At 45.3% G+C, this 26,674-nt stretch carries 29 protein-coding genes; 15 read left to right on the top strand and 14 right to left on the bottom strand.

The window, feature by feature from the left end; all coding sequences use genetic code 11:
• Positions 1 to 32: 32 nt before the first annotated feature.
• Both E0D71_RS16085 and E0D71_RS16080 read left to right on the top strand, forming a co-directional pair.
• A complete protein-coding gene (locus E0D71_RS16085) occupies positions 33 to 1,073 on the top strand; it encodes a DMT family transporter (RefSeq protein WP_243712062.1) in 1,041 nt (346 codons plus the stop codon).
• A gap of 107 nt (positions 1,074 to 1,180) precedes the next feature.
• Positions 1,181 to 1,597: a CBS domain-containing protein gene (locus E0D71_RS16080; protein ID WP_133004336.1), complete on the top strand. Its 417-nt coding sequence runs from the start codon at positions 1,181 to 1,183 to the stop codon at positions 1,595 to 1,597.
• Here E0D71_RS16080 and E0D71_RS16075 read toward each other — a convergent pair.
• The 9 genes from E0D71_RS16075 to E0D71_RS16035 form a co-directional block, all read right to left on the bottom strand.
• Complete coding sequence (locus E0D71_RS16075) at positions 1,594 to 1,944, bottom strand: DUF6164 family protein (RefSeq protein WP_133004335.1); 351 nt, start codon at positions 1,942 to 1,944, stop codon at positions 1,594 to 1,596. The two genes, E0D71_RS16080 and E0D71_RS16075, sit on opposite strands and share 4 nt — an antisense overlap.
• 76 nt (positions 1,945 to 2,020) lie before the next feature.
• The gene (locus tag E0D71_RS16070) at positions 2,021 to 2,581 is read right to left on the bottom strand and encodes a DUF3833 domain-containing protein (protein ID WP_243712061.1); all 561 of its coding nucleotides are present in this window, start codon (positions 2,579 to 2,581) and stop codon (positions 2,021 to 2,023) included.
• A 23-nt stretch (positions 2,582 to 2,604) separates the two neighbouring features.
• Positions 2,605 to 3,336 (bottom strand): hypothetical protein, encoded by a 732-nt coding sequence (locus E0D71_RS16065; protein WP_133004334.1) that lies wholly within the window; start codon positions 3,334 to 3,336, stop codon positions 2,605 to 2,607.
• Positions 3,333 to 3,857, bottom strand: coding sequence for a DUF2878 domain-containing protein (locus E0D71_RS16060; RefSeq protein WP_133004333.1), 525 nt, complete (start codon positions 3,855 to 3,857; stop codon positions 3,333 to 3,335). The genes E0D71_RS16065 and E0D71_RS16060 overlap by 4 nt, the downstream gene beginning before the upstream one ends.
• A 6-nt stretch (positions 3,858 to 3,863) precedes the next feature.
• Positions 3,864 to 5,135 (bottom strand): cyclopropane-fatty-acyl-phospholipid synthase family protein, encoded by a 1,272-nt coding sequence (locus E0D71_RS16055; protein WP_133004332.1) that lies wholly within the window; start codon positions 5,133 to 5,135, stop codon positions 3,864 to 3,866.
• 23 nt (positions 5,136 to 5,158) lie between these two features.
• Positions 5,159 to 5,956 carry a DUF1365 domain-containing protein gene (locus E0D71_RS16050; RefSeq protein WP_133004331.1) on the bottom strand — a complete coding sequence of 266 codons (798 nt, stop codon included), beginning with the start codon at positions 5,954 to 5,956 and terminating at the stop codon, positions 5,159 to 5,161.
• Positions 5,950 to 7,200 (bottom strand): FAD-dependent oxidoreductase, encoded by a 1,251-nt coding sequence (locus tag E0D71_RS16045; protein WP_133004330.1) that lies wholly within the window; start codon positions 7,198 to 7,200, stop codon positions 5,950 to 5,952. The genes E0D71_RS16050 and E0D71_RS16045 overlap by 7 nt, the downstream gene beginning before the upstream one ends.
• A 52-nt stretch (positions 7,201 to 7,252) precedes the next feature.
• Positions 7,253 to 7,999: an SDR family NAD(P)-dependent oxidoreductase gene (locus E0D71_RS16040; RefSeq protein WP_133004329.1), complete on the bottom strand. Its 747-nt coding sequence runs from the start codon at positions 7,997 to 7,999 to the stop codon at positions 7,253 to 7,255.
• A 10-nt stretch (positions 8,000 to 8,009) separates the two neighbouring features.
• A complete protein-coding gene (locus E0D71_RS16035) occupies positions 8,010 to 8,441 on the bottom strand; it encodes a nuclear transport factor 2 family protein (protein ID WP_133004328.1) in 432 nt (143 codons plus the stop codon).
• 247 nt (positions 8,442 to 8,688) lie between these two features.
• Here E0D71_RS16035 and E0D71_RS16030 point away from each other — a divergent pair, with 247 nt between their 5' ends.
• From E0D71_RS16030 to betA, 8 genes are all read left to right on the top strand, one after another.
• Entirely contained in the window at positions 8,689 to 9,264 is a 576-nt protein-coding gene (locus tag E0D71_RS16030) for a sigma-70 family RNA polymerase sigma factor (protein ID WP_133004327.1), read from the top strand.
• A 2-nt stretch (positions 9,265 to 9,266) separates the two neighbouring features.
• Positions 9,267 to 9,974: a ChrR family anti-sigma-E factor gene (locus E0D71_RS16025; RefSeq protein WP_243712060.1), complete on the top strand. Its 708-nt coding sequence runs from the start codon at positions 9,267 to 9,269 to the stop codon at positions 9,972 to 9,974.
• A 122-nt stretch (positions 9,975 to 10,096) separates the two neighbouring features.
• Positions 10,097 to 10,279, top strand: a complete 183-nt coding sequence (locus tag E0D71_RS16020; protein ID WP_133004326.1) for a hypothetical protein — start codon at positions 10,097 to 10,099, stop codon at positions 10,277 to 10,279.
• Between the two features lie 266 nt (positions 10,280 to 10,545).
• A complete protein-coding gene (locus E0D71_RS16015) occupies positions 10,546 to 10,737 on the top strand; it encodes a hypothetical protein (protein WP_133004325.1) in 192 nt (63 codons plus the stop codon).
• A gap of 434 nt (positions 10,738 to 11,171) precedes the next feature.
• Positions 11,172 to 12,884: a lysophospholipid acyltransferase family protein gene (locus E0D71_RS16010; protein ID WP_133004324.1), complete on the top strand. Its 1,713-nt coding sequence runs from the start codon at positions 11,172 to 11,174 to the stop codon at positions 12,882 to 12,884.
• A gap of 334 nt (positions 12,885 to 13,218) precedes the next feature.
• Positions 13,219 to 13,611 carry an isoamylase early set domain-containing protein gene (locus tag E0D71_RS16005; RefSeq protein WP_243712059.1) on the top strand — a complete coding sequence of 131 codons (393 nt, stop codon included), beginning with the start codon at positions 13,219 to 13,221 and terminating at the stop codon, positions 13,609 to 13,611.
• 298 nt (positions 13,612 to 13,909) lie between these two features.
• Positions 13,910 to 15,367, top strand: a complete 1,458-nt coding sequence (gene betB / locus E0D71_RS16000; RefSeq protein WP_133004322.1) for a betaine-aldehyde dehydrogenase — start codon at positions 13,910 to 13,912, stop codon at positions 15,365 to 15,367.
• A gap of 12 nt (positions 15,368 to 15,379) precedes the next feature.
• Positions 15,380 to 17,047, top strand: a complete 1,668-nt coding sequence (betA, locus tag E0D71_RS15995; protein WP_133004321.1) for a choline dehydrogenase — start codon at positions 15,380 to 15,382, stop codon at positions 17,045 to 17,047.
• A 121-nt stretch (positions 17,048 to 17,168) separates the two neighbouring features.
• On the opposite strand, the gene E0D71_RS15990 is transcribed toward betA, so the two are convergent.
• The 4 genes from E0D71_RS15990 to E0D71_RS15975 form a co-directional block, all read right to left on the bottom strand.
• The gene (locus E0D71_RS15990; protein ID WP_133004320.1) at positions 17,169 to 17,543 is read right to left on the bottom strand and encodes a DUF6515 family protein; all 375 of its coding nucleotides are present in this window, start codon (positions 17,541 to 17,543) and stop codon (positions 17,169 to 17,171) included.
• Positions 17,544 to 17,714: 171 nt separating this feature from the next.
• A complete protein-coding gene (locus E0D71_RS15985) occupies positions 17,715 to 17,972 on the bottom strand; it encodes an EF-hand domain-containing protein (protein ID WP_133004319.1) in 258 nt (85 codons plus the stop codon).
• A 94-nt stretch (positions 17,973 to 18,066) separates the two neighbouring features.
• Complete coding sequence (locus E0D71_RS15980; protein WP_133004318.1) at positions 18,067 to 18,747, bottom strand: response regulator; 681 nt, start codon at positions 18,745 to 18,747, stop codon at positions 18,067 to 18,069.
• The gene (locus E0D71_RS15975; RefSeq protein WP_133004317.1) at positions 18,740 to 20,284 is read right to left on the bottom strand and encodes an ATP-binding protein; all 1,545 of its coding nucleotides are present in this window, start codon (positions 20,282 to 20,284) and stop codon (positions 18,740 to 18,742) included. The genes E0D71_RS15980 and E0D71_RS15975 overlap by 8 nt, the downstream gene beginning before the upstream one ends.
• Before the next feature lie 146 nt (positions 20,285 to 20,430).
• Between E0D71_RS15975 and E0D71_RS15970 the strand changes: the two genes are divergently transcribed.
• The 3 genes from E0D71_RS15970 to E0D71_RS15960 are packed head-to-tail and all read left to right on the top strand — an operon-like array spanning position 20,431 to position 23,840.
• Entirely contained in the window at positions 20,431 to 21,816 is a 1,386-nt protein-coding gene (locus tag E0D71_RS15970) for an FAD-binding oxidoreductase (RefSeq protein ID WP_165943021.1), read from the top strand.
• A gap of 12 nt (positions 21,817 to 21,828) precedes the next feature.
• Positions 21,829 to 22,044 (top strand): ferredoxin family protein, encoded by a 216-nt coding sequence (locus tag E0D71_RS15965; protein ID WP_133004315.1) that lies wholly within the window; start codon positions 21,829 to 21,831, stop codon positions 22,042 to 22,044.
• A 2-nt stretch (positions 22,045 to 22,046) separates the two neighbouring features.
• Positions 22,047 to 23,840, top strand: a complete 1,794-nt coding sequence (locus tag E0D71_RS15960; protein ID WP_133004314.1) for an FAD-binding protein — start codon at positions 22,047 to 22,049, stop codon at positions 23,838 to 23,840.
• Positions 23,841 to 23,912: 72 nt separating this feature from the next.
• On the opposite strand, the gene E0D71_RS15955 is transcribed toward E0D71_RS15960, so the two are convergent.
• Entirely contained in the window at positions 23,913 to 24,590 is a 678-nt protein-coding gene (locus E0D71_RS15955) for a zinc metallopeptidase (protein WP_133004313.1), read from the bottom strand.
• A 110-nt stretch (positions 24,591 to 24,700) separates the two neighbouring features.
• On the opposite strand from E0D71_RS15955, the gene E0D71_RS15950 reads away from it, so the two are divergent.
• The gene (locus tag E0D71_RS15950; protein WP_133004312.1) at positions 24,701 to 25,279 is read left to right on the top strand and encodes a DNA-J related domain-containing protein; all 579 of its coding nucleotides are present in this window, start codon (positions 24,701 to 24,703) and stop codon (positions 25,277 to 25,279) included.
• 152 nt (positions 25,280 to 25,431) lie between these two features.
• Positions 25,432 to 26,610, top strand: coding sequence for a murein transglycosylase A (gene mltA / locus E0D71_RS15945; protein WP_133004311.1), 1,179 nt, complete (start codon positions 25,432 to 25,434; stop codon positions 26,608 to 26,610).
• The last annotated feature ends 64 nt before the right edge of the window (positions 26,611 to 26,674 follow it).

Genomic DNA, 26,674 nt, shown 5'->3' with positions numbered 1-26,674 from the left:
ATTCCGATTTGTGCATAATGGTTAGGACTATTATGCATTGGATTTCGCACCAATGGAAAGCCATGATGCTGAGTCGCTCCTTACTTTTTTTCAAGGTCATCATTATGCTCACCTCAAAACAAATTTTCCTATATGGCCTCTTTTTTAGCTGTATTACCGTGCTGTTCTGGGGAATGCTGCCGATCGCCTTGAAACTGTCATCTGGTTTTTCGGACCCTATCACCTTAACCTGGCTACGTTTTTCAGTGGCCGGCATTATTTTAGCCCTATGGCAGTGGCAACGCGGCAAGCTGGGCGAGTTTAAACGCTTGTCCAAAAAGGATTGGCTGCGCATTGCCGCCGCCGGCACCTTCTTAATTATCAACTACACCAGCTTTGCTTGGAGCCTACAGTTTTTGCTTCCTGGCTCAGCACAGTTGAGTTTTCAAATTGCGCCACTGTTCTTAGCATTAGGCGGATTAATTTTCTTAAAGGAAACCATTCATATCAAACAATGGGCCTGCTTTGCCTTGCTTGGTATCGGTATGATGGTGTTTTTTCACCCAGTATTTTCGAATAATCAAGGCAATACCATCTGGATTGGATTTGCCATTGTGCAGATGTCTGCATTGGCTTGGTCACTCTACGCATTGCTGCAAAAATCGCTTTTTACTCAGTTATCGCCATCCAACATATTGCTCGCTATTTATGGCTATGCTCTGGTGGTTATGTTGCCCTTTTCTTCCCCTGCGGAGCTAACCAAGATGTCCTTTACGGATGGCATGGTGGCGGCATTTTGCTGTTTCAATACCTTGATCGCTTACGGAGCATTTGCTCAGGCGTTACGTTATTGGCAAACCGTTCAAGTAAGTGCTGCGATCGCACTCACTCCTGTTACCGCTTTTATTTTGACTGAAGTTTGCGTGGCATGGGGCGTGTGGCCGGAGATCATTCAATCCTCTCATGCCGACATGTTAAGTCTATTAGGTATGTTTTTAGTGATTGTGAGCGCCATCAGCGTGCAGTTCATTAGCGCCTCAATGCAGCGTAAGAAAAATCGAGAAATTCTAGAACAACCGCTTAAAGTGGCGTGAGTATTTGCCTCAAGTCCGCAGAAAAAAACAGCAAGGACGACCATAGCGAACTACACTAAAAGAGTCGCAACATCGAATCTTAATGGGTTTGTCATAAGGAGAACAATATGGCAGCAGAAACTCTTTTAGTGAGAGACATCATGTCCAAAGATACTTTTTTTGTGCATCCAGAAAACAGTATCACGCAATGCGCCATAGGCTTAGCTCAACACAACCTATCTGGCGCACCTGTCGCAGATCAGCATGGAAACCTAATAGGTTTTGTCTCAGAGCAGGACATGTTATCGGCATTAGTACAGAGTGCTTACTACTGCGATGAATCGAATAGCGTAGACAGCGTCATGCAGCATAATGTGTTAAGCGTCAGTCCGAATCAGCATGTCTTACAAGTCGCCAAACTCATGATGGAGGCCAAACCTAAAGTTTACCCTGTGGTGGAAGGTACCCGACTTATTGGCGTCATTACCCGCAAGCATGTTGTGCGGGCTTTGATTCAAAGTCAGGAAAAATGCGTTCCAGTTTAAAGCCAAGCCAAGAAAGGCAGCACAGAAACACTTAATATTATTAAGATCGCAAATAACGTAAACAGGCTTTCTACTGGGTTTTGTCGAGCGTATTGGACATAACCTACTAACCATTCCCAAGGCGTTGGCGGCTTTCGATCGGTTACGCGTTTCGCCTGATCTTCGCGAATGAGTGCCAACGCGGCCTTCGCCTGCTCTTTCTCTTTGACCCAAATGCCTGCTAACGAGATTTGCCAGCGGCCTGCGGATGTTTCATAAAAAGGAATATCATTATCAAACAGCAGTTGGCGGATGTCGTCTGCTTCTTCATCAGGAACATATTTAAGTCGAAAAACCAGAGTTGCCATAACACGCCTTTTGCTTTCATGAGGGAGAGAACCGCGCAAGGATAAGAGAAGCCCCTAAGAAATACAATCGCCCGCTTTATTCTGAGTCTACGACTTTCTCTATTACTAACGTCAGATAGCCAACGTCAAAGCCGAACTTACTCAGTACAGATTCATTAATAACAACACGATCATTCACTCGATACATTCTATCGTCCACGCTCACATCAAGCGTATCGCCATCATAAGGGATGCGTAAAACGTACTGCATAAAAAGGGCGTTACCCGCTTGACGAATCACACCATGACCAATGACATCATTAGCGGTTGCAATATATTGCCCATGTTTGTCTGGGGCCATCGTCCAGGTGCGGTGTTGTTTTTCACCATCGTCAAAGACAAAGTCTTCTTTTAACGTGCCCACACCATCTTGCCATTGACCGTGTAAGTCGGCATCAAAATACCGAATCACCTTACCACTGCGATTTTTTAAAATGCCATGCGCCGTAAGATGGCCTGAGAAAAACTGAGATAACGCAAAATCGGGGGAGTTATCGGCATACTCAGATACCGTTGGGGAGGAACAGCCGAGCAAGCCGATAAAGCTCGCAAACACCACTCCTTTTAACCACACCATTCGTCTTGTTAATAACGCCATGTCTGGCTCCCCTAAATACTGAATCAATAATAGTGGTATTGGATATCAACCGCTTGGTAGTCGCCGTTTTTATCCGCTATGTTGGCACGACCGGTAAAACGCAGTAAGCGTTTTGTGTCTGAATCATAGGCTAATAAAATAGGGTCAACGAGTATTTTGACTACCCAAGAATCTGGGGTCAGAACAAAACACTCAGCGCCTTTTTGTGTGTCTGGTTTGCATAAGCTGCGACTCACGGTAAAACCAACCGTTGACTGTCGGCTCGGTACGACAAATTGAATGTCCATTTTGGTGTCATTCTCTAGCGACTGCCAATACTGCTTCACAAACGCATTAAAGCCTGCATCCACCACCATACCCGGTTGATAATCAATGCTGGCTACTTTGCGCTCTGTTTCTCGGTCTTTTTTATAATGCACAACAATTTGCTTGGCACTGCTGTCTACTTTGATTTCTTCGCCATTGCGCATATTGGTCTGAGTAAAGCTTGGCGCAATTTTGGAATGGCTTTCATCAATCACTTTATGACCAAACACCAAACCATCCGGCTCTGAATACTCCACCTTGTGTTTTCCATCTTCACTGATGGTATGCGTTTCTCGGTATAAAAGCGCACCAGTTTTTACACTATAAGCCGACCCCACTACCTTCTGAAAGCTCTCTTGGGCCGACGCAATTTGACTAAACGTCGCCCCTAAAAAAAGCGTAAACAACAAAGGCAAAAGTGGTTTTTGAATAATAGATTGTTTGATCATAACGGCTTATCCTCTTTCGAATACAAGGCCCATTTTTCGCAGTAATAAACACCTACGGGCAAAATCAGCGACCAAGCTAAAGCAACGGCAAATAAAGACAGCCACCAAGGTTCAGCTAATGAAATACCAGTTAGCTTTACACCAGCAAGGTAGCTACAGGTTGGCCCAATAAAACCCAGCATAGCACTCAAATAATAGCGGGTTCTCAAAAAGGCCAAGCTATGGGCAAATAAAGTGGCAACCGACACCCACAAACACAACAACCATATTGGCGGGAGGTTACCAAAATATTGCGCGTCGGCTGATGAGGAGAAAATACCAAAGTGGAAAAAACTACCGTCTATCAGAACGCCCAAGAGGAAAAACAGTAACACTAAACGCCACTCAGAGCGCTTATTCATAAAGTAATGATCATGCAAAAATAAGTACACTGACGTAATTATCAACGCCAGCGTATCGCCACCCAACACACAAGCGAACCACACCCCTTGAAACATCATGGCATTCATCAAGGGCTTCATCCCTTTCTACCGTACCGTAGCCAATTCGAAACGATGCTCAGGTTTGGCAAAAACAAATTGCCCGGTGCTGATAGCACGCTCTTTAAAGCCGCCTTCGCAATACGCCAAATAGAAATCCCACATACGACAAAACACATCATCGAACCCCATATCGAGCACTTCTCGACGGGCATTGTGAAAACGAGCCCGCCAATCTGCCAAGGTTTTCGCATAATGCTCGGTAATGTCTTCTAAACCGATAATCTGCATGTCCGTTTTTTGGGCTATTTTATGGGCTATCACCTGGTTCGATGGCAAGCAGCCGCCGGGGAAAATATAACGCTGAATAAAATCCACCGAACCGCGCGCGTAGTCATAACGCTGATCGGCAATGGTAATCGCTTGAATCACCATCACACCATGAGGCCTCAGTAATTCACTGCATTTACTAAAGTAGCTGTCGTAATATTCATGACCCACCGCTTCGATCATTTCAATGGAGACCAGCTTGTCATATTCCCCCGTTAAGTCTCGATAATCTTCTAATAAAAGGGTAACTTTATCACTCAAGCCCGCTTCTTCAACGCGGCGTTTAGCAAACTCATATTGCTCTTGGGAAATAGTGGTCGTGGTAACATGACAACCATAATGCTGCGCCGCATGAATGGCCATCCCGCCCCAACCGGTTCCGATTTCTAACAGATGATCGTCCGCGCAGAGCTGCAGTTTTTGGCAAATACGATCCAGTTTATTGACCGCAGCGTCTTCTAAAGAGGCGCTACTACTGGGGTAAATAGCGGCTGAATACATCATGCTAGGATCGAGAAATAACGAAAAGAAATCGTTGCCTAAATCGTAGTGAGCAGAAATGTTTTTCTTTGACCCTCGCTGACTGTTGGCATTCAACTTGTGGGCGATTTTGGCGCCCATTCGACTCCAGATAGGACGTTTGGCATCCATCCTATTGATCACATTTAGGTTCGCAACCATCAGACGAATAACACCAACAAGGTCCGACGAGCTCCACCAGCCTTTCATATAGGCTTCCCCAGAGCCAATGCTGCTGTTTAAGAAAATATCCCGATACGCATTCTTATTATGAACCTGTATATGAGCATGGTAGCTGGCGCTTTCTTTAGGCTCACCGAATTCATACATTTGCCCCTCATCGTCTAAGGTTAAATGCCCCACGTCGAGTTTTTTTAACATGCTAAACACGACACGTTTCGCAACTGCATTAAACCACTCACTGCGGCGGCTCTTAGTGACTTTCTGGTTATTGATACTGACTGAATTCATGCAACCATGCCCCTTTATCTTGATCATTTATGATGCGATGACGCGTCGCTTGGATGAGAATGAAATGGCACTTTTTTCAACCATAACTTCAACGCTTGCCAGTAAATCCCCATCGCCACTTTGAGCGTCATAACAGGATAGTTAAACAACACCTTAGCCAAAGCAGAGCGAGAAATACTCGCTCGATTGAGCGTTAAAGTCGCATCAAATACGCAGCGCTCGTTGTCATCTTGTTCTTTATTCTGCATGTGAATCGCCAACTTCTGACCTGGTAACGAACTACGCCAATCATAAAAATGGTTCATCGGATGAAATGGCGAAACATGCATTTCTTTATTAAAAATAATACGTTGAGAATGACGAGTCGGATCACAAGAAAGTACATAAGTTACTCGCTCCTGCCATGGCGTATTCGTTACTTCTAGTAAGATGGCGCAAAGCTGCTCTTGTTCATTAAAGCAGTAATACAAAGTAATAGGATTAATAATAAACCCAAAATAACGACAGTTTGTGAGCACCCTAACCGGGCCATTTAGCTGCGTTCCAAGCCTATTGTTAACCGCATTGAGCACCGCGTCTTTTAGCGGCACTGTGTCGTCACCAAAATAATCTTGGCGTTTAAATCGCGCCAGACGGAACGCCTTTTTTGACCACCAAGGGCTCAGGGCTAACACCTCATCCAGTTCATCAAGGTCAAAATACATCATGAAAACCGCATAACTAAAATCATGTTTTTTAGGTTCAAACCGACGATGTCTCACGGTGCCATGATAGATAGCACTGTGATAGCCGTCAGCCTTGATCGCCTTGTCCGTTACCATTCAACCCCCAAACCATTGGCCACCCGTACGCCACTCCAGCAGCCATCTTCATGGAAACCATTACGCCAATAAGCACCGCAAAACCATGTGTTGTTCACGCCATTAATGTCCTGCCAACGTTGCTGGGCCTTAATGCCATCTAAGGTAAATGTAGGATGAGCATACTGATAACGACCAAGCACCTTTTTGGCGTCAATCATCTCTGTTTGATTGAGCGAAACAACGTAGGTTGTTTCGCTGCTAAAGCCCTGCAAGATATTCATGTTATAGCTTAACGTCGCAGGCTTATTTTGTTCTTTTCCAAGATGGTAATTCCAACTCGACCACGCCAGTTTGGCATTTGGCAGCAAGCCTGTGTCAGTGTGCAGCACCACTTCATTATTACGGTAAGGAATAGCGGATAAAATCGCTTGTTCGTCGTCACTGACATCATCGAGCAAAGCCAACGCTTGATCACTGTGGCAAGCAAAGATTACTTGATCGTAGTTTTCTGTCTCCCCATGCTCAAAGTGTAGCGTCACAGAGTCCCCTGAGCGCGTCACTTTTTTGATGTTGCAACTGGTTCGAATACGATCTTGGAACGAGGCCACTAAGGGCTTTAAGTAAGCGGAAGATCCCCCTTTGATAACACGCCACTGGGGGCGATGGCTCACACTGAGCAATCCATGATTTTTAAAAAAACGAACAAAAAACACCAAGGGAAAATCCATCATTTCTTCAAGTGTTGCGGACCAGATCGCGCTGCCCATAGGAATCAAATAATGGCTAGCAAAGCGTTCACCATAGCCTTTATTTTTAAGGTATTCCCCCAGCGACAAACCTTCTTTTAACTCACCACTGTCTAAGTCCTGAATGGCTTCTTTGTTGAACCGCATGATGTCTTTTAACATGCCTAAATAGGACCAATTAAAGAGATTACGGCGTTGAGCAAACAAGGTATTCAGGTTATTGCCACCGTACTCAAGTCCAGTGTTCTGGCAACTCACGCTAAAGCTCATTTCAGTAGGAGTAGACGCCACGCCTAATTCATCCATCAGGCGAATAAAGTAAGGGTAAGTCCAGTCATTAAAAACAATGAAACCGGTATCAATAGCACGCAGTTGTTGCCCTTCTGGAATCTGCATTGTGGCCGTATGACCGCCGATTCTTGAGGCTGATTCAAACACAGTTATCTGATGTTTCTTTTGTAATAAGTAGGCACTCGTTAACCCAGAAATCCCTGATCCGATAATGGCAATATTCACTTACTGTCTCCTTAAACTCACTTGTTTCATCCAACAAGCGCATACTATTACTCTATTGTTTGGGGGCCGTCATAGCGGTCCAACGTTTTGGAAAACACCTTGCGAGCCACAACATGGCACTCAGCCGCTTGGGGAACGCATATTCATATGGGCGCTTCATTAACGCCGACTCGATGCGCGCGGCTGCGTCTTCGGGCGACATAAGAAACGGCATTGAAAAGGTGTTTTTTTGAGTCAGTGGTGTGTCGACAAAACCGGGCAGCACGCAGGTCACATCAATATTTGAAGACTGCAAATCGACCCGTAACGAAGACAGAAAATAGCGCACCGCCGCTTTACTCGCGCCATACGCTTCAGCTTGTGTAAAGGCCGCTTGTACCGCCTGAGAACTGATGCCTACAAGGTGTGCAGACTGGGCCTTTTTCAGCAATGGCAAACTGACGGCGACGCAGTTCACCAGCCCAAAATAATTCACCGACATGATGCGCTTCATCATTTCCCAATCAGGGTGTTGGAGATCTAAATATTCGCAGTTGCCCGCATTGAGAACCACACAATCTAAATGTGGGGTTTGCTGCTGTATTAAGGCACGTACATGGTCAATCTGAGACGCATCGGTCACATCATAGGGAATAAATGTTAAGGCTGGATTTGCCTGTAATTCGCTCAGCTTCCCTTCGTTTCTGGCGCTTGCGAAGACCTGATAATCACGCGCCAAATAGCGCTCAACCAAGGCATAGCCAATGCCAGAACTTGCTCCGGTAATCCAAATGGTGAGCTTTTGCTGTACGTCTCCCATGCTTTACTCCCTAGTTCACCGCTAAGCGTTTTTTTAACCCTTTCACGACCCCGCCCAATAATGGCACCTGCTCATAGAGCATCTGGCCTAGGTCGTACACGTCTTCATGGTAGTAAATGCGCTCATTAAACTGGATTTGACTGATGCCACGAACGGTGATGGTCTGCTTGCCTAATTTAGGGTGCTTAAAGTGCATATTCCATTTAATGTAAGCGCTATGCTCTGCCACCATCTGATCCAGATATTCGAAACGTCCACTGTGAACATCCAGGCATAAATCGGATAAATAAGCATGCAATTGCTCTATGTTTCTGACTTCCTGTACTGGGTCTTTAAAAATGACATTGTCGTCATAAATATCGCCAATTTGAGGCAATGGGATCCGCTTTAGATCCTTATAAAAAAATTTAAAGCGCTCTATCAATGTGTCTTTAGCGTCCATTTTGGCTTCCACCGTCGCTTTGCAAGTCATCTTCGCAATGGCGGTATTTATTTGGCCATCGCACTACAAGAGGTTAAACGTATGCATTCTTCACTTGGACCACTTTAAAAACGATAAACACCAGAAAAATCTTTATAGGTTTATCAATTCACAAGTGATCCACTATGCTTAACCCAGCGTATAGATAACAAACACACGGCACGACAGTGCTACGACGTCGCCTTCTTAGCCTTTGATGGAGTCATATATGGAGCGTGCCAAACAGACACTATCTGATGACCAGTTAGTGCAAGACATACTTGCTGTAGCTGAACATCGAGATCAAGTTGCCTTGACTCGTCTGTTTGATCACTACGTGCCTAAAATCCGAGCGTTTTGTTTAGCGGCACAACCGGGAGCCAATTTAATGGCCGATGACATCGCTCAAGAGGTGATGATTCGAGTCTGGCGTAAAGCGCATTTTTATAACCCAGAATTAGCGGCCCTCAATACTTGGATTTTCACCTTAGCAAGAAACGCCAGAATCGATTACTTCCGTAAAAATGGGCGCCATCAAACCAACATTGATTCCGACTTTTTGTTTCAAGACATTGTTGATGAAAACGCAGACCCTTTCAAAAGTGCTCAGCATAAACGTGATCAAGAGCAGATTAAGCAAGGATTTAGCCATCTTCCGGAAGACCAAAAACAGGTGCTGTATAAAGTGTATTTAGAAGGCAAAACCCATAAAGAAGCGGCACAAGAGTTATCGCTACCACTTGGGACAATTAAATCTCGAGTACGATTAGCGCTCCATAAACTAACGATTCACATAAAGAGGTAGTCATGATGCTTAACTACCATCCAACCATAGAAATGCTCACGGACTATGCCGCTGGCTCATTACCATTGACCTATTCTTTGGCGGTTTCGACCCACTTAGAGCAATGCCAAGAATGTCAGCAACACGTACGTAAACTGGAACTATTAGGCGCTAATTTATTCACCAAAAAAGCCCCTGATCAGCAGACAACAGACACGCTAAAACAGACCTTTTTTGACAAACTCAACGCTGAAGTTGAGGCGAATACGGCGGCTCAAACAATGGCTAGTACTTTAGAAGATACGGAAAAAGCACCACTCGATGGCTATTGCATTCCCCGTAGCCTGCGCCAATTTGTCAGCCGTAATTATGATGAACTGAGTTGGATGAGGCTGTCCCCTGCGGTCAAAATCGCCACCTTGTGCGAAGAAGATGGCGTGCAAGTAGCGCTGACTCGTATAAAAGCGGGCGCTCATATCCCGACCCATACTCATGCTGGCGAAGAAATCACTCTGGTTCTTGAAGGCGCCTTCTCCGATGAAAAAGGCATCTATTCGTGTGGCGATTTTGTCAGCCGTAATGCCAAACACAAACACAAGCCAAGAGTCACCAAAGACGCGGAATGTATTTGCTTAACGGTATTGGACGCACCCATCGAATTTACCGGCTGGTTGACGCGTTTTCTCAACCCTATTATGCGCCGCCATCATCCCAGTACGCAGCGTGGCTAAAGTGGAAGGCTTCATGAATAAGCGGAACGATAGCGACGCGTTTTCCGAAGATAGGCTACAACAAGAAATAATTATGAAAATATGGTACAGTCCTTGTTCAACTAACAATAAGGACTCACATTATGGCTACTAAAAAGAAGCAACCTGCCGCCTCGGAAACTTCGGAATCCATTGAAAAACAAATGCAAGAGTTCCTTGCTCGCGGTGGTCAAATCGACCAAATTAACTCAGGTGTCAGTGGCCAATCTCAGCTTACGGGATCTCGTCATATTTCCCTAGGTAACAATAAAACGAAAAGCCAATAAGCTTTTCTTTTTATTGTTCAAAGCGTTAATTTGTATTGCAAGGATAGCGATCAAATGACCCTTTCCTTGCTATACAGCCCAAATCACTGCGCATTTCCTTTCTAATGCCAGCAACATCCTTTGGTGCTTTTTGTACTAAACAAAAACACGCCCCGCGTTATGCTTTTTTCTCTCTGCCTGCTTATTAAATATAGATCGCATTCTAATAATATCGCACACTAGAAGAGTACTCAGTCGCCACACTCTACAAAGGAATTACCCTCACTATGCTAACCGATTCAGATCGTGCTTTTTTCCGTCCTAAATGGCGCCGCGTGGCGGCCACTGTTTTTTGTGCCGCCTGGGCCGTACTCGAATGGGTATCGGGTGAAGAATTCTGGGGAACCGTGGCCATCGGAATTACCATCTATTGCTTATGGAATTTTTTCTACCGTTTTAACGAGACACCAGAAGAATAATCTCAAAACGCTCCTTGTTGATCTTGCCGACGATTTTCTAAGTAAATGAAAATCGTCACAAAAATGTGAAGACAGCTCCTTACTAGAAGCGCATTCCATACCATCTTGAGACGCTTAATTTACTGACTCTTTGTTATAATTCTCTGCGTTGAGTTTCTACTTTTCTTTTTCTTGCTAGATAGGCTTTTGCCTCATCTGAAAAAGAAAGTTTCCCAGATGACTCCGTCGCAGCTGCCCTGCAGCTCGCGATTATTGCCCACTTCGGTGGGCTTTTTTTTGCCTTTCATTTATGAAAGCAGCCCTCTGTGTTATCGCCATCCAGTACTCATATTCCCTGTCATTTTTCCGACATCTTATCGTCACCCGTTTGTCACATCCGCCCTCTAGTCTCAAAGCAACTAACAAAGAAACTTTCCCTTTCGTGGAGCGTCACTGTGATACAAGTAGAACAATTGATTGCCAGTAAATCACCTCAGTTCTTCGACAAGAGCCCTTTAATCACACGCCCAACTTTAAGCGTCCTAAAACGCCTCTTTCATGAAAATGAAGTGAATCATTTTTTAGAAGCCAATGGCGATTGCATCGGCTTCGAATTTATTGACCGTGTTTTAGACCATTTCAATTTTACTTATCAAGTCGGCCAAGTGGATCGTCGTAATATTCCCGCCAGCGGACGGGTTATGATCATTGCGAATCACCCTCTTGGCGCGCTCGATGGATTGGCTCTACTGCGCCTAATCGGTGAAATCCGCCCTGACGTAAAAATCGTTGGCAATGACTTATTAATGGGCTTCGATGGCCTCAAAGATCTTGTTCTGCCGGTTGATAACATGGGCGGAAAAACAGGACGCCAGCAGCTGAAAGCGATTATGAATTGCTTACACAATGAAGAAGCCGTGATTATTTTCCCTGCAGGCGAAGTGTCTCGATTGTCCCCAAGCGGTGTCAAAGACCAAGGTTGGAATCATAATTATTTGAAGCTGGCGCAAAAGACCAACAGCCCATTACTTCCTGTGCACATTGGCGGTCGCAACTCTATGTTGTTCTACACCAGCTCTTTAGTGTATCGCCCTCTTTCTACGATCCAACTTGCTAACGAAATGTTTCGCCAAAGAAACCGAAAAATCCCAATGCAAGTTGGTCAGGCTATCCCGATTCAAGAGCTCGCAAAATTACCGTTAAGCGACAAAGAAAAAAGCAAATTGGTAAAACGTCATCTTTACCGTATCGCTAAGGGGAAAAAGCCATTATTGAAAACGGAAAAGACCGTTGAGCACCCACAAAACAGACAGATGATTCGGGCTGAACTAAAACAATCCGAACACCTAGGCAGCACCAAGGACAATAAACAAATCTATTTGTTCGACCACGACCCATCCTCGGTCACCATGAAAGAGATCGGCCGCTTACGTGAGATAGCCTTTCGTAAAGTAGGGGAAGGCACTGGAGAGCGCTCTGACCTAGATAAGTTTGACCAATACTATCGTCACCTTATTTTATGGGATGAAGAAGAGCTGGAAATCGTTGGGGCTTATCGCATTGGTGAAGTCGCTCGCTATATGAAAGAAGAAAGTCCTAATCGCATATACAGTGCGGAGTTGTTTCGATATTCATGCGACATGGCAACGTATTTTGAACAGGGCATTGAACTTGGCCGCAGTTTTATTCAGCCAAAATATTGGGGCAAACGCAGCCTAGATTATTTATGGTATGGCATTGGCGCTTATCTCAATCGTCACCCTGATATTCGCTATATGTTTGGGCCTGTCAGTTTAAGCAACAGCTACCCGCAAATTGCCAAAGATTTTATTGTTTCTTTCTACCGCTTATATTTTTCTGATAAAGAACATCTAGCGCGCTCTTTTACGCCGTACCAAGTAACCCCAGAACACGCTGAGATCATTGCGGGTTTATTTTCTGGTACAAGCTATGAAGAGGATTTCAAAGTACTCAAAGAGCAACTCGGGCATTTTGGCGCCAGCGTTCCGACCTTGTTCAAACAATACAGTGAAATTTGTGAGGTAGGAGGGGTTCGCTTCTTAGACTTTGGTGTCGATGCCGACTTTGGCTACTGTGTAGACGGTTTAGTCTTAGTAGACCTAAATACAATCAAAGAAGCGAAAAGAAAACGCTACCTAGGCCAATGATGATGGCGTTTAGAGTGATGGTGAAACTTTCGATGATGCTTAACGTGAGATCGTTTGAAAACGACAAGGTAAATGATCTTAATGACCAAAATAGCACTTAACACGACTAATACAGTCAGCTGAAGATCCATACTATCACCTCTCTTTTTACAGTGAGTGCGTTATGTCACTCTCTCATTATAGTGTATAGGTGAGAATAAAATGTGCATTTTTTGATCTACAGCACCAAACAATGGCAGCGATTTCGTCGCATTTTCATTATGATAGTAGAGTGTTTTTCTGAGTAGCAAGAGCAAGAATTGGATTCTTTAATAGTATTAACAAGTTACGATTCATGGCGCAGGACTTGCTTATATCAGGGGTGTCTTTAATTGCCACCCTAAACATTAATGGCCTCTCAAAATGGACGATGGAGTTGGAAATGATTGAGAAAAAGTACTTAAAAACCAAACCTGAATGCAAAGTAAAATTTGCCCTTCCTGCTGACAAAGTAGGTACTGCGAAAAGCGTTGCGGTCGTTGGCGACTTTAATAATTGGGATTGCACCGCCAACCCAATGAAAAAACAAAAATCAGGGGTATTTGCCTCAACTCTAAGTTTAGAAGTGAACGCAGCCTACCAATTTCGCTATGTGCTAGATGGCACCCAGTGGCTAAACGATGACATGGCCGATGATTACGTGCCAAGCCCGATAAGCTACGACAACAATGGTGTCATCAGCCTCTAAGAAGGCTTTATAGTTTTCTTCACACCCTTGCTTCATAGCACGAAGCAGGGGGTGTTCGTTCGTCTCAAGCTTTCTTAATTAACGGACTTTTACGTCCGGCTGCCATAAAGCCCTTTCTTTCTCTAGTAACTTAACTTTATCCTTAGACCACTAATTATTGGATTGCGGCTGCAATTTATAGTCAAAAAATGTACAATTGTTTTTATTAAACGAGCGTTTAATAAAAACGCGAAAGTCAAAACACCGATTATTCAAGCGAATTTATCGTCAAGAAACCAAACGATTAAAGAGGTTTATCATGGCACATCAGCAGCAATATATTCACGGTCGCTACCTTGCATCAACAAGCGGAGAACATTTCGACACGCTAAACCCAGCAACAGGCGAAGTGATTGCTACCATCGAGCATGCCGGACAAGCTGAGTTGGATGCTGCTGTCGAGTCAGCAAAAAAAGGCCAGCAAGTATGGGCTGCAATGAGCCCAGTTGAGCGTGGTCGCATCCTTAAAAGAGCCGCTGAATTGTTGCGTGAAAACAACGAAGAGCTGGCTCGTCTAGAAGTGTTAGACACAGGTAAACCTCTACAAGAAGCCATTTGTGTTGATATCGAAACCGGCGCCGATGTTATCGAATATTACGCAGGCCTAACCGATAAAATCCAAGGCGAATACCAGGACCTTGGTAACGGTAACTTTTATTACACTCGCAAAGAAGCGTTGGGAGTTTGTGCCGGCATTGGCGCTTGGAACTACCCTATTCAAATCGCTTGCTGGAAATCCGGTCCTGCTCTAGCGGCTGGCAACGCGATGATTTTCAAGCCTTCTGAAGAAACCCCACTAACGGCGCTAAAACTGGCTGAGATTTACACTCAAGCCGGCTTACCAGATGGCGTCTTCAATGTGGTTCAAGGGGATGCTCGCACCGGTCAAATGATTACCGCGCACCCTGGCATCGACAAGGTGTCCTTCACCGGTGAAGTTGGCACAGGTAAAAAAGTCATGGCGGCTTCAGCGCAATCTTTGAAGCAAGTGACCATGGAATTAGGTGGTAAGTCCCCTATGATCATTTTCCCTGACATGCCAATCGATCAAGCCGTGTCGGCGGCGATGCTTGCCAATTTCTATACGCAAGGCGAAGTATGTACCAATGGCACACGCGTTTTTGTGCATGCAGACATCATGGAAGCCTTCACCAAAGAACTAAAAAGCCGCACAGAAGCCATGATCATTGGCGACCCCATGAACATGGAAACCCAAGTTGGCGCGCTAATTTCTAAAGACCATATGCAAAAAGTATTGGGCTTTATTGAAGCGGCAAAAGCCTCTGGCGCAACCTTGTTATGCGGTGGTTACCAAGTCACTGACAATGGGTTAGAAAACGGCGCATTCGTTGCGCCAACCGTGTTCACGGATTGCACCGACGACATGCCACAAGTGCGTGAAGAAATCTTCGGCCCTGTTATGTCAGTCTTAAGCTTTACCGACGAAGACGAGGTTATTGCCCGTGCAAACGATACAAAATATGGCTTAGCAGCCGGTGTTTTCACCAAAGACTTTGCTCGTGCACACCGTGTGATCAACCAAATGCAAGCGGGTATTTGTTGGATCAACGCATGGGGTTCTTCTCCGGCTGAAATGCCTGTCGGTGGTTATAAAGAGTCTGGCGTGGGCCGTGAAAATGGCATCGAGACTTTATATCACTACACGCAAAACAAAAGCGTGTTTGTTGACTTAAACGACATTCAAAACCCTTATTAAGCGAGCACAGACATGAGCAACGAACTGTACGATTACATCATAGTCGGCGCGGGCTCCGCAGGGTGTGTGCTGGCAGACAGACTCACAGAAAGTGGTGACAACAAGGTACTGCTATTGGAAATGGGCGGTTCAGACAAAAGCCTATTTATCCAGATGCCGACCGCCTTGTCCTACCCGATGAACACGGAAAAATACGCTTGGCAATTTCATACCGAAAAAGAGCCAGGCTTAGACAACCGTGAAATGCACTGCCCACGCGGCAAAGTATTAGGCGGCTCTTCTTCCATCAATGGCATGGTGTATGTTCGAGGCCACGCTTGCGACTTTGACCAATGGGAAGAGCATGGCGCCAAAGGTTGGAATTACCAAACCTGTCTGCCGTATTTCAAAAAAGCAGAAACATGGAAAAACGGTGCGGACACTTACCGTGGTGGTCAAGGCCCTCTGTCGACCAACAATGGTAACGACATGACCTACAACCCACTTTATCAAGCCTTCATAGACGCAGGTGATGAAGCAGGTTACGGCAAAACCGACGACTACAATGGCTACCGCCAAGAAGGTTTTGGTGCCATGCATATGACGGTAAAAAAAGGCGTACGAGCCTCAACCTCTAATGCCTACCTGCGCCGTGCAATGCTACGTTCTAACCTGACATTAAAAACGGGTGTTCTTAGCCATAAAGTCGTATTCGAAGGCAAAAAAGCCGTAGGCATAGAATTCAGCAACAATGGCCACACCCAACAAGTCAACGCGCGTAAAGAAGTCATCTTATCTGCGGGATCTGTTGGCTCTCCGCAATTATTGCAATTGTCAGGTGTGGGGCCAAAAGACGTACTTGAGAAAGCTGGCGTGCCACTTTTACACGAGCTTCCTGGTGTGGGTGAAAATTTGCAGGATCACCTGGAAGTCTACTTTCAGTACTTCTGTAAGAAGCCCGTTACACTAAACAGCAAGCTTGGCTTGATCAGTAAAGGCATGATCGGAACCCGATGGATGCTCTTTAAGACAGGCTTAGGGGCGACGAATCACTTTGAATCCTGTGGTTTTATCCGCTCCCGTGCTGGCTTAAAGTGGCCTAATATTCAATACCACTTCTTACCTGCTGCTATGCGCTACGACGGCCAAGCCGCGGTAGAAGGCCATGGTTTCCAAGTGCATGTAGGGCCGAACAAGCCTGAAAGTCGTGGCAAATTATGGATTGAATCTGCAGATCCACAAGCTAAGCCTAGAATTCTGTTTAACTACATTTCAACAGAACAAGACAAGCAGGATTGGCGCGATACTATTCGCCTGACGCGAGAAATACTTCAGCAACCCGCCTTGAACGAATTCCGTGGTGACGAAATTCAACCTGGAATCGACATTCAAAGCGATGCAGACATCGACCAGTGGGTAAAAGAAAACGTTGAAAGCGCCTACCACCCTTCTTGTACTTGTAAGATGGGTGACGACAGCGACCCAATGGCCGTATTAAACGAATATTGCCAAGTTCGTGGCTTGCAAAATTTGCGCGTGGTCGACTCGTCTGTGTTTCCTACTATTACCAACGGTAACTTGAATGCGCCGACTATCATGGTGGCTGAAAAAGCCGCCGATATGATTCTTGGTAAGCAAGCGCTGCCTCGCTTAGAAGCGCCGGTTTGGATTCACCCAGAGTTTGAAAGCAAACAGCGTTAATCCATCGGACCTAATACGCCCGCGACGGTGAATGCTAGATCAGTACTTGAACAAACAAAAACCCAAGTAGATTTTTCTACTTGGGTTTTTTAATGGCGGCAAAGACGCTGGATATTAGTGCCTAAAAAGGGTCTTCTACCACACGATATTGCTTACGGTGAGCATCAAATCGATACCAAATACCCTTACACTTAAAGTAGTCATGTTCTTGATAATGCACTACTTTATGGTCCTCAGGTATGTCGTCTACCCAAACACCTGGTGACGGCACAATAACGACATATCCTCTTGGTCCATCGCGATAAAAAACGCCATCTGAATAATAAATGTCGTTTCTGACGACCACATGACGCGGAGGCAATGTCGTCAATACAGAACCAATTGCTACCCCAGCACCAAAAGCAAATAGGCCCAGTGGCGCACCGCCGCGCGGCCCCATCGCGCAACCTGATAAGGTGAGGCAGCAGCTCAATGCTAAAACAGAGCGAAATCTCATAACGATCTCCTTGTTATTTTATGATGAGCTACTAAGCCTTCTCAGATAGGCGAGTTTGGTGCTAGAAAGGGGAAAGTCCGACCTGTTTTTTGCCCCAAGAACACCGGCTACGCCTCTCTAAATGCAGATATCAGACTGGCTCATACATCGATTTAATTAAGAATAAGGCGTTTATTGATGGCTAGGTGGCGCAGGCAATTCGTCTTCTGTTAACGTGCCGCTGTTATCCGTATCAAAACGATCGAAGTCATCCGCTAGAGGGCCTCGTACTTCGTCTTTGGTCAGCACACCATCGCCATTAGCGTCTAGCTGTGCAAAAGAAGGTGGGTCTTTCGGTGGTTGTCCACCGGCTAGGCTATTAACAGAAAACAGCGCGAGTACGCTCGCCGTGATAACAGGCAGTAACACGGCCATTGACAGCTTTTTCATACTTTACTTCCCCTACTCGTTCATTGAACGTGAATCAGATTATTTTGTAAGGGAAGCATAAGTAGAAAGTTAGTATTCAATATGGAGAAAATGCCTACTGGTCGTCAAATTTATAACCAACACCGTAAACAGATTTGATGCAGTCTAGTTCTGGTTCTATTTCTTCTAGTTTACGTCTTAGATTTTTGATGTGGCTATCAATAGTACGATCTGCAACCACTCTGTGATCGGAATAAATATGATCCATCAACTGATCACGGCTGTATATACGGCCGGCATTTTTGAACAAAAGCGCCAAAATTTTAAATTCAGCTGGTGTGAGAGCAACTTTTTGTTGGTGGTAACGCACCGTCATGGAAGGCTCATCCACTTGCAGTGTGCCTTGCGTTTTAATGGCTGGCGCTTCGCTACGGCGTAAAATATTTTTTACTCTGACCACCACTTCTCTGGTGCTATACGGTTTGCAAATATAATCGTCTGCGCCCAATTCAAGACCAATCAATCGGTCAATTTCTTCTATTTTAGCGGTCGCCATAATCACAGGCACTTCACTAAAGCTGCGGATGTCTCGGAAAATATCCAGCCCGTTTCGGTTCGGTAACATCAAGTCTAGAATAATCATATCTGTATGATTTTCTTTAACAAAATCAACAACAAGCGAACCGTCACTCAACTGGCTGGCATGATAGCCTGCGTGTTCTAAATACTCACAAAGGATCGCCGCTAACGTCGGTTCATCTTCAACCACTAGAATACTTTTCTTTTTCTCATCCATTACTCATTTCTCTTTTCAATCTTACTTCAATGACTAAACCGCCCAGTTCGGATCGCTTCGCCACAATGCTTCCGCCGTGCATCATGACGATATTATGGCAAATAGACAATCCCAAACCTGAACCACCGTGGGAACGGCTACGGGATTGGTCTACTCGATATAGACGCACAAATAGTTTGCCTAAGTGAGCATCATCAACACTTGGAGCGGAGTCCTCGAAGAGCAACACAAGGTCATCATTTTGCTCTAGAACCGACAGCTTTATTGTGCCGGGTGCGTCCGTATAGCGAAGGCTATTTTCTAAAAGGTTTACACACAGCTGCTCTAATGTTTTTTCATCTCCTTTAATAAAAATAGGCTCTGAAATCAATCGTTCTAAGCGCAGACCTTTTTGTGCCATCCTGTGTTCGAAACGATTGGCGACGGATTGTAGCAAGGCCACAATGTCCAACCGACGAACGTCCAGTTGATACACGCCCGCATCGGTTTTAGACAAGAGGTAAAGATCATCCACCAAACGACGCAATCCCATCACCTGATGGTGCATAGAATCCATGCGCGTCATTTCTGGTTTGCGAATACCATCTTGAATGGCTTCTAACTCACTGCGCAAAACCGCTATCGGAGTTCGCAGTTCATGAGAAATATCGACTAACCATTGTTCACGACTGTCTTTTTGGCGTTTCAGGCTGCCAGCTAAATATTGAAAGCGATTAGCAAGTTCACCAAATTCATCATTACTACTGCTCTCAAACGTAAAGCTGTAGTCCCCTTCGGATAGTGCATTTGCCCCTTGTTGTAAGCGTTTTAATGGTGACAAAAAGTGACGCACCAACCCCAAGGCAACAAGCAAGGAAGCCAAGCCAGCTAGGCCGATAATCCAGATGAGGTTATGCTGCTGTTGGGCATAAAACTGCCCTACCAAAGGCCCTGAAAGCTGATTTTTTTGTTTAAGTACAAGCCAACCAACAATCTGTTTTCCTTGTTTAATCGGCTCCCTAAACCACTCAACGCTGCCCTCTTTTGAATCAGAAAAATACACACCAGCGATCCAATGATGACTGTCATCTTCAAGAAAAAGTCGATGACTGATGGGGCCAAACTCTTCCGACATAGCCGCATCTCTAGGGGGGAGATCATGGGGATCTGGACCTCGATCTGGACCTCGATCTGGACCTCGATCAGGCCCTCGATTAGGCCCTCGCTCTAAGCCTGAATCTGGGCCGCCAAGGTCAATATTCGGTTTAAAATGACGCTCAGGCGCCGCGCTATTTTTAGGAAACGGCACGCCTAACTTTACAAAAAGATCCCCCCAAATTTCAGGTTGCTCTTGCAACTCTTGCCAACCAACGTTCGCTGAATAATACCCAGACAAAAGACTCGCTAGCTGTTCGACTTGCTCTTTTTCTTGCTGATTTAAGTACTCTTGAAAACCGGATTTGAAGCTGTAACTAACAGAAAAAGTCATTCCGATGACCAATAAAATACTGGTCATAAACAAGGAAATAAACAGTTTCGTAAATATAGGGACTCGCACAATATTTCCTTTCTATATGGCATAAAACAAGCTTTTTAGGCTCAAAAAGCACGTATTTTGGCGAAGTAAACTTCTCACTTTTCTCCATATTCACCACAAAATTTATGGCTACCTTGGGCTCTATTATTTCATTCTTGGGTACGCGCATGGCAAGCTTACTAGAAAATCGGATCTTAGCGTCCTTCTCGCAGTTTATAAAACAGAAGACCTATCCAACACAAGGCTGGTTAACCATTCAACTTGCTCTTCTGGTGCTGCTTCCCTATGTTTTTCTAGCCATATTGCCGATGGATAACAAAGGCATTTACGTAGAAATATTAAGCTTTTTAAATCTCGTAATGATGCTTTCCATGATGCTGCAATTCCCGCTGGCCGCGCGCTTAAAACACGCAAAACTCTTCTCTCGTATTGATTGGAATATGCAACAGCATAAGCGTATGGGAAAGTGGATTGGTGTGTTTTTCTTCTTACATCCACTGTTAATTTTGCTGCCGAAATGGCTGTTATCCAACGCAGATTTACGCTTATCCATTATTGAATCGATCACAGCGCCACGTTTATTAACAGGGATTATTGCGTGGGTTTTATTGGCCGTTTGGGTGCTTTCTTCCATTTATAAAAACAAGCTTCCCATTGCCTATGATAAGTGGAAATTATGGCATACCGCAGGCTTCATGGTGGTATTAATTCTGGCGACCTGGCACATCACCCAAGTAGGCAGTCACGGGCAGTTTGGTCAGTATATCAATCTGCTTTGGTGGTCGGCCTGTTTCTTATCATTGGCATTTACCGTCTATGGTTATGCGATTAAACCCAAATTATTAAGCCAGCATGCCTGTACCTTGGTGAGCCGAGAAAAAGTCAGTTTTAACGATTGGTTAATCACCTTAAAAACCCACTCTGCTTTTACTTTCCAGCCGGGACAATTTGTCTGGCTGAGCACTAAGACAAGCGCCTATGAGCTAGATTACCACCCATTTTCCATTGCATCTACGCCCAGGTCTCTACCGAATTTATCCTTTGTAATCAGAGAATTAGGCGACTATACAAGGTCACTTGAACAACTCAAACCAGGACAAGCCGTCTTCGTCGATGGACCTTATGGCAATATGACCTTAGCGGCCAATGATGCCAGTAACGCCATCATTTTAATTGCCAGCGGCGTCGGCATAGCACCGATTATCGGCTTATTACGCGCTCTCGCTGAAGCCAATGATCCTCGTCCGATTCGTCTCATCTACGGTAACCGAACCTATTCGCAGATGCTCTTCACTGAAGAATTGGCGCACTTTGAGAACACGCTGAATAATTTTAAAACCCGTTTTGTTTGTTATTTACCCTCAACCTTTGCGATTTATTACCAAGGTTTTATTGACCAAACCTGCTTACAAAGTGCGTTGCAAGATGTTCCGGTCGAGACCAGCTCTGTGTATCTCTGTGGTTCTGACATCGCGGTAAAAAACATCCGCAAAGGCCTGAAACAATTTCCCATTCCGGCGCGAAATATCCATTTCGAACAACTTTCATTTTAATAGGATCACATTATGCCCATTCATCAAATTTCCGGCTGTATCGGTTGTAATGCTTGTATTGAAAGCTGCCCTACCGATGTCATAAAGCTCGATGAAGCAACGCAAAAAGCCGTTATTCAATACCCTGAAGATTGCCAAATCTGCCACTTGTGTCGGTTATATTGTCCGGTAGGCGCCATCACTATTACCCCTGAAAAATCCATTCCCGTGATGGTTTCTTGGAGGTAAGAATGAGCGATTCAAAACAAAAAGGACTCTCAAGGCGCCAGTTTATTAGCGCAGCAGGCAGTGCTCTGGGTGTTGCTGCCGCGGGGGCGTATGTGTTTAATCAAATGGATTTCAATAAGCCACCGATCAGCAATGATACGCCGATGCCACCCAGCACCTTTTCAGTCAAACACATGGAAAGCGATGTGCTGGTCATTGGCAGTGGCATGGCAGGGTTATTTGCGGCCGTAAAAGCACACGACGCAGGCGCCAAAGTGACCATGGTGTCGAAAGGGCGACTGGGGAGCTCAGGCTTAACTCCGTTCGCCAAAGGTATTTTTAGTTACGACAAAAACACCAGCAACATGAGCATTGATCAGTTTGTTGCTAAGGTGACAGAATCTGCCATTCAAACCAATAATCCCGTGTTTACTCGCCAGCTTGCTGAGCACTCTAAAGCGCGCGTAGAAGAACTCAAAGAGTGGGGCTTCTTTGACTCTCCGCTCTACAACGAAACCTTCTCTCGTCCCATCAATGAAAGAGGCATTCCCCTGCATCAAAGGGTCATGATCACGCACCTAATCAAAGAAAATGGTCGCGTTGTGGGCGCCTCTGGTTTCAGTTTAGACAAGCCAAATTTAATCCATTTCAAAGCAAAGACAGTGATTCTGTGTTCTGGCTCTGGAGGCTTCAAACCCAGTGGTTTTCCGGTCTGTGACCTAACCCACGACGGCACAATTATGGCTTATAAAATTGGCGCAAAAGTCACCGGAAAAGAGTGGAATGACGGTCATCCAGGGTCCGCCAAGAATTCAGGCTCCAGCTACGACAACTGGCACGGTCAAATTGAAGAAAAGCCGCAAATCAATGGCGCTGAAGTACGTCATGATCTTGGAGTCGATATGAACTACCAAGCTTATAAAATAGGTCCGCCTATCACCATGGGTCCACCACCAATGGGGCCATCAGGAAATAATCCAAAACGACCAGAAATGACGCAGATAAAAGGCGGTCCTTTTGTACCATCCGCCTTTCGCCATAGAGCGGCACCACCGCCAGAACACGAAGGCGGCATATTGGCTTTGTTTTCAGGTAAAAAACCCGGCGGAGGTCCACCTCCAGGAATGGGCGGTGAACAAGTAGGTGGCTCCAGCGCGGGCATGGCCATTCATAAATCAGAAGGACTGACGCCGATTAATGAAACGGGGCTCAGTACCATTCCAGGTCTCTATGCCGCTGGCGATGCCCTCGGCTCGCATATGTCGGGAGGCATTTATGCACAAATTGGTTCCTCTCTCGCAGGCTCCGCCGTACAGGGCGCCATCGCAGGGGAAGCCGCCGCACAGGCCAGCAAAAAAATATCATCCGTCGCCATAAGCTCAAGTCGATTAAGAGACATTGAACAAGAAATTTTTGCGCCGCTAAAACGCAAGCGTGGCTACAGCCCGGCCTGGGTAACACAGGTTCTACAGGGCATCATGATCCCTAATTTTGTATTGTACATAAAGAAAGAACGTCTGCTGCAGGCGGCATTAGCGTATGTCGAAGAGCTAAAAGAACATCATGTTCCTATGTTAATTGCCAATGATTTGCATAAGTTAAGACTTGCCCACGAAACCGAGAATATGATCATCACGGCAGAGATGAAACTCAAGGCATCGATAATGAGAAAAGAAAGTCGCTGTAGCCATTATCGATTGGATTACCCAAAAATAGACGATAAAAACTGGCAGGCTTGGATTAATATCTACCAAGATGAGAAGGGTGAAATGGCGTTTGAAAAACAACCTTTTGGCACTTGGGCGAGCGCAATATAACCCTCAAAGTGCTTTGTCAGAGCCAATATCATGCGCCCTATTGTGGTACTGGCTCTGACTCAACGATAGGGATTAACGCTTAAACCAACGCCACACAAACAACATTCTCAACAAGGCGGCCGCAACATATGTCATCGCACAAGCGAATAAAATCCGCTTAACCTTAGGCAAATCTTCGTTTGGTAAATAGCCGCCTTTTTCTAAAATAGGCAATGCCTTGTTAAAGCTGGCATCCCATTCTTCTGGTAAAATAGCCACCTGCACCAAGACCGCTAAGATCCCTGACAAACCAACCACAAGCGCATGAATTGCCACCGCGTAAGGGATATGCAGCACAATCGATAACAAGGGCCAGCCAATTAATAACCCGCCCGCAAGGCGCTGTAAAAAAACCGCTTTGGGTAAATATCGCACACGCAGCCGCGCAATTTTCTCTTGTCGTTCATGGGCTATTGCGTGGCTAACTTCATGACTTGCCACCGCCACAGCGGTCAAAGATTGGCCCGAAAAAACACTCGGGCTTAAGCGTACTTTATGTTGCTGAATATCAAAGTGATCATGACCTTCTTGAGTGGTTTCAACCGTGACGTCATGCAATTCAAAACGACGAATCAAATGTTGCGCCAACTCGCCACCAGAGCCGGGTAAATAATCTCGCGTACCCGAGTAGCGCTTTAAGGTAAATTTAACCCATAAATGTGGCCCACAAATAAGCGCTAAAAACAGTAAAATAGCTAAGATCCACAACATAACGCACCGTCTATTAATAACAAAAAATTGATCCATCCAGCGTAATGGCTTTGACCCTATGGGGGCCACTCCTCTACACTTTAGGCGTTTTCAAAGGAAAAAAACGAGCTATGCGAAACCCTCTAATCGGTCCCATTTTAGACATATTAAGAACACACCCAGAAGGCGTTGGTGAGTTTGAGATTCTTAAAACACTAAAACAGCAGCTCCCTGAACTAAAAAATATTGCCACAGACCCCAATCTGCAATTGTTTCGGCAGCACTTTCTAATTATGAATGCGCTTTATCAACTGCAATCAAGCTTATGGCAAGAAGAATCACTGACTCTGTCGATCAGCGCCACTCACATTAGAATCCTTCCAAGTGAACAAGTTCCCCTTGCCAACAGTAAGGAGTTAAATAATAGCGTGGACGCAAAGCTCGCGGCGTATTATCTCGATTGGAACGAATATGAGAAGACCAATGAAGAGGCGGTAACGCGCTTATTAGACAGTTTTTACCAAGGCATTTATCAAACGGACGATCGTGAAGCGGCGCTTGCCACCTTACAGCTGACTCAAAAATCCCCCAGTAAAGACGAAATCAAACGCCAATATCGAAAGCTCGCACACCAAACACACCCAGATAGAGGTGGTGACACAGAGGCCTTTATTTCATTACGTCATGCCTATGAATGCCTGATGTTCTAGCCGTCAATAAGCCCATTATAAAGTGTAAATTCACCCTCTAAAGATTGCGTTGCTTCGGCGTAGCACGCAAGATAAATACTTCTTGGCAGCGACCACACAATCATTGCTGCTTATACTTTGTTTAATGAAAGAAGTTAATAGAAAGAGCGCTTATGCCACTATTTATATCGTCGAGCACCACCCCTGTAAAAAGCAAAGCAAAAAGTCTATTTACCACACTTAGCCTATTTTCATTGTTGTCGTTAACTGCGTGTAGCCAGTTTGAGGTCGATTCATCCAATGACTTTGAGAATAATGGCCTAGATAAAACAGGCATAAAACGAGACGCTCTTTATTTAAAAGAAAGCCTACCTCCGGGTTTACCTTACCCAGATCCTAGCTTTCAAACCGGGCTAGACCAACAAATGGTTTACCTAAACAAGCTGCCTGAGCGAACCTACGAGTTAGAAGACACCAAAGTAAGCGTACAACAGCTCAAACAAGTCACCAATGAAATCCAGCACTGGCTGACACAGCCCACTTACCAACCACAATTAAAGGCGCTGCAATTAGCAGGGCAAGATTACCGCGGTAACGTGCAAATCACAGGGTATTATGTGCCCGTCATACCGGTTCGCCACAAACCTGATGCCGTCTATCGCTACCCTCTTTATCGTAAGCCATTGACCCGCGACGCCAATGGCCAGTTTCCTAATCGCGAACAGATCGATTTCGAACACGCCTTACAAGGCCAAGGTCTTGAGATTGCCTACAGCGCAGACCTAGTCGACAACTTCTTTTTGCATGTGCAGGGTTCTGGCGTAGTGCAATATGAAGACGGCACGCGGGAGCTGCTATCTTGGGGTGGCGTCAACGGTTGGCCGTATCGTAGTCTAGGTAAAATCCTCATTGAAAATGGCGAAATAGCGCGCGCAGATATCTCGGCTCAAAGCATCAAACGCTGGCTAAAAGACCACCCAGATAAAGTCAGAGAAACACTTTCACAAAACCCAAGTTACTTGTTCTTCAGTGAAGGATTATCCGCACCAGTGGGCGCTGCCAATGTCCCGCTAACCCCACTTTATTCGGTAGCGGTAGACCCTAAAGTGATCCCTCTTGGCTCTATTTTGCTGGGTGAAATGCCTAAACTAGACCAACAAGGTAACCTCATTGGTCACCAGTTTCGACTCTTGCTAGCGCAAGACAAAGGTGGCGCGATAAAAGGACCAGGACACATAGATTGGTACCAAGGAATTGGCGATGAAGCCCACGTTCATGCGGGCCAACTTAAGCATTTTGGTAAAGTCTGGTTGTTATTGCCGAACAAAAAAGAGACCGATTTAACCCAATAAAAACCTTCTTTTTAGCCTATTTAAAAGGGTCATAGACGACCAATAAAAACGGCGCATTTTGCCA

Source organism: Marinomonas sp. KMM3893 (genome assembly GCF_004352855.1).
Taxonomy (GTDB): Bacteria; Pseudomonadota; Gammaproteobacteria; order Pseudomonadales; family Marinomonadaceae; genus Marinomonas; species Marinomonas arenicola.
The sequence above is the reverse complement of the archived record's forward strand: the minus strand, read 5'-3'. Positions and strand labels throughout refer to the sequence as shown.

Bases quoted from the DNA above. Each gene is read 5' to 3' on its own strand.
- E0D71_RS16025 (WP_243712060.1), top strand. From the start codon at position 9,267: ATGATGCTTAACTACCATCCAACCATAGAAATGCTCACGGACTATGCC.
- E0D71_RS15985 (WP_133004319.1), bottom strand. From the start codon at position 17,972: ATGAAAAAGCTGTCAATGGCCGTGTTACTGCCTGTTATCACGGCGAGC.
- E0D71_RS15960 (WP_133004314.1), top strand. From the start codon at position 22,047: ATGAGCGATTCAAAACAAAAAGGACTCTCAAGGCGCCAGTTTATTAGC.
- E0D71_RS15965 (WP_133004315.1), top strand. From the start codon at position 21,829: ATGCCCATTCATCAAATTTCCGGCTGTATCGGTTGTAATGCTTGTATT.
- E0D71_RS16005 (WP_243712059.1), top strand. From the start codon at position 13,219: ATGGCGCAGGACTTGCTTATATCAGGGGTGTCTTTAATTGCCACCCTA.
- E0D71_RS16075 (WP_133004335.1), bottom strand. From the start codon at position 1,944: ATGGCAACTCTGGTTTTTCGACTTAAATATGTTCCTGATGAAGAAGCA.
- E0D71_RS16050 (WP_133004331.1), bottom strand. From the start codon at position 5,956: ATGGTAACGGACAAGGCGATCAAGGCTGACGGCTATCACAGTGCTATC.
- E0D71_RS15980 (WP_133004318.1), bottom strand. From the start codon at position 18,747: ATGGATGAGAAAAAGAAAAGTATTCTAGTGGTTGAAGATGAACCGACG.
- E0D71_RS16040 (WP_133004329.1), bottom strand. From the start codon at position 7,999: ATGGGAGACGTACAGCAAAAGCTCACCATTTGGATTACCGGAGCAAGT.
- E0D71_RS16030 (WP_133004327.1), top strand. From the start codon at position 8,689: ATGGAGCGTGCCAAACAGACACTATCTGATGACCAGTTAGTGCAAGAC.
- E0D71_RS15950 (WP_133004312.1), top strand. From the start codon at position 24,701: ATGCGAAACCCTCTAATCGGTCCCATTTTAGACATATTAAGAACACAC.
- E0D71_RS16015 (WP_133004325.1), top strand. From the start codon at position 10,546: ATGCTAACCGATTCAGATCGTGCTTTTTTCCGTCCTAAATGGCGCCGC.
- E0D71_RS16070 (WP_243712061.1), bottom strand. From the start codon at position 2,581: ATGGCGTTATTAACAAGACGAATGGTGTGGTTAAAAGGAGTGGTGTTT.
- mltA (WP_133004311.1), top strand. From the start codon at position 25,432: ATGCCACTATTTATATCGTCGAGCACCACCCCTGTAAAAAGCAAAGCA.
- E0D71_RS15955 (WP_133004313.1), bottom strand. From the start codon at position 24,590: ATGTTGTGGATCTTAGCTATTTTACTGTTTTTAGCGCTTATTTGTGGG.
- E0D71_RS15990 (WP_133004320.1), bottom strand. From the start codon at position 17,543: ATGAGATTTCGCTCTGTTTTAGCATTGAGCTGCTGCCTCACCTTATCA.
- E0D71_RS16060 (WP_133004333.1), bottom strand. From the start codon at position 3,857: ATGAAGCCCTTGATGAATGCCATGATGTTTCAAGGGGTGTGGTTCGCT.
- betA (WP_133004321.1), top strand. From the start codon at position 15,380: ATGAGCAACGAACTGTACGATTACATCATAGTCGGCGCGGGCTCCGCA.
- E0D71_RS15970 (WP_165943021.1), top strand. From the start codon at position 20,431: ATGGCAAGCTTACTAGAAAATCGGATCTTAGCGTCCTTCTCGCAGTTT.
- betB (WP_133004322.1), top strand. From the start codon at position 13,910: ATGGCACATCAGCAGCAATATATTCACGGTCGCTACCTTGCATCAACA.
- E0D71_RS16080 (WP_133004336.1), top strand. From the start codon at position 1,181: ATGGCAGCAGAAACTCTTTTAGTGAGAGACATCATGTCCAAAGATACT.
- E0D71_RS16085 (WP_243712062.1), top strand. From the start codon at position 33: ATGCATTGGATTTCGCACCAATGGAAAGCCATGATGCTGAGTCGCTCC.
- E0D71_RS16020 (WP_133004326.1), top strand. From the start codon at position 10,097: ATGGCTACTAAAAAGAAGCAACCTGCCGCCTCGGAAACTTCGGAATCC.
- E0D71_RS16035 (WP_133004328.1), bottom strand. From the start codon at position 8,441: ATGGACGCTAAAGACACATTGATAGAGCGCTTTAAATTTTTTTATAAG.
- E0D71_RS16055 (WP_133004332.1), bottom strand. From the start codon at position 5,135: ATGAATTCAGTCAGTATCAATAACCAGAAAGTCACTAAGAGCCGCCGC.
- E0D71_RS16065 (WP_133004334.1), bottom strand. From the start codon at position 3,336: ATGATCAAACAATCTATTATTCAAAAACCACTTTTGCCTTTGTTGTTT.